Origin of the sequence: Candidatus Methanocrinis alkalitolerans (assembly GCF_029167205.1) — an archaeon.
Classification (GTDB): Archaea; Halobacteriota; Methanosarcinia; order Methanotrichales; family Methanotrichaceae; genus Methanocrinis; species Methanocrinis alkalitolerans.
The window spans coordinates 1-1655 of sequence record NZ_JARFPL010000082.1; the positions used below are offsets into that span (position 1 = coordinate 1).

Annotated in this window: 1 protein-coding gene; it reads right to left on the reverse strand. The window is 49.5% G+C overall.

The features are described 5' to 3' along the window. Positions 1 to 169: 169 nt before the first annotated feature. Positions 170 to 1282, reverse strand: a complete 1113-nt coding sequence (locus P0O24_RS12420) for a glucose 1-dehydrogenase (RefSeq protein ID WP_316970065.1) — start codon at positions 1280 to 1282, stop codon at positions 170 to 172. Positions 1283 to 1655: the final 373 nt, after the last annotated feature.

Genomic DNA, 1655 nt, shown 5'->3' on the forward strand with positions numbered 1-1655 from the left:
AGATGAAACGTATCATTGCGGAGTCCTTTTGTAGTTTCGCTAAATGCAAAAGTTATGCAGGTTATTGGATAGAGAAATTTTTATTGAATAATATGCATTATAAAGATTTATGCGAATGACTATAACCAGCAAAGACTGATTTCCCAGGGCGATATGTCGGGTCATATCTTCATCCTCCCCCTGATTGGCCGCCATCGAGATCGATTACCACCTTTATGTTGTCTTGCATAGAGGATAATGCCTCTTTGAAATCCTCCAGAGGATATCTCGCTGTGATTAGCCTTGAGAGCACCCCCGGCCACCTCTCCTCTATGGCCAGCAGGTCAACAATCCCCCGTTCAAAATCCCGCCGATGAGCGTTGACCGTCCCCACCACAGCCTTATTTCCGAGGACGAGCCCCTGGTTGAAACAGTCGCTACAGATCTCCATCCGCTTGTCTCCTCCCGTAATCGAGGCCAAGACCACCACTCCGTTTGTTCCCACGACCATTATGGAGTGCAAAGCTACAATCGAGCTGCCCGTCTCTTCGACGATCAGGTCGATCTCTTTTCCCACTGCCTTGGGGATATCGTGGAGGTTGGTCTTCTCGGTGTTGAAGTGAAGTATTCCCAGGTCTGAGAAGATGCCGGCCTTATATTCATCATCGGATCGATCGACCGATATCACACCCAGGCCTCTGAGCCTGAGGAGCATGGCCGTAAGAAGGCCCAAGGATCCTGTGCCCGTGACCATCGAGACCTCCGGGTGCCAGGTCAATCTCCTCTGGACGGCGAAAGCCATCCTGACCGCCTTTTCGGCCACGCTCATCGGCTCCAGGAGTACGGCCAGGTCGCCGAGCTCGGGAGGAACTTTGATCAGAAATGCCTCATCTTCTACATAACGCTCAGAGAGGAAGCCGTGCTGACCCTTCAATCCCCTCTCAGTATATCCGCCTTTGAGGCACATATCGTACTCGCCGGCGAGGCAGTTGATGCAGTCGTCAGGCCTTCTGACGGTGGCCACCACCATATCTCCAGGACGAAGGGATTTGACATCCTTCCCCACCCTCTCAACCCGGCCCAGAGACTCGTGGCCCGGTATAATCATCTCTTCACCCGGTGGAGAGGAGCCATAGTCTCCATCAAATATATCCTTATCAGTCCCGTCGAGACCGACAGAGCGGACCTTTACGAGAACATCTTCGTCTCCGAGATCCGGCAGATCGATGTCGATTAACTTAGCGCTATCCTTCTCTTTGGGACGGACTGCTATAGCCTTCACGATATCCTCAACTCCGATCAAGTTAATATCTATATGACATTTCTTATATCTTCTCCTTTGATTTTTACATTATAAATCCTCTTTCGATCGGCTTAAGAGCATGCCATAGAAATGCATTGGTCATCGGTTAAGAGAAGAATCGCGATGAGGCAGGGATCTTGGTAGCAAGTACGGTGAGATTGGTTTGGTCAAAGAGGCTACAGCAAGTCGGTCTTGAAATCGGACCAAATCTAGATGACGCATAATTCGTATGAAAAATGGCAATATTGGGCACAATCTACTTTTCCAGTGATGAAGTTGGAGGCTGGATACCCCTTCCCAAAAGTTTTTTAATCTTCTGAGATGAAGTACCCAGTGGTACCCTCCTATGACCCGAATACACCTAAACCTGATA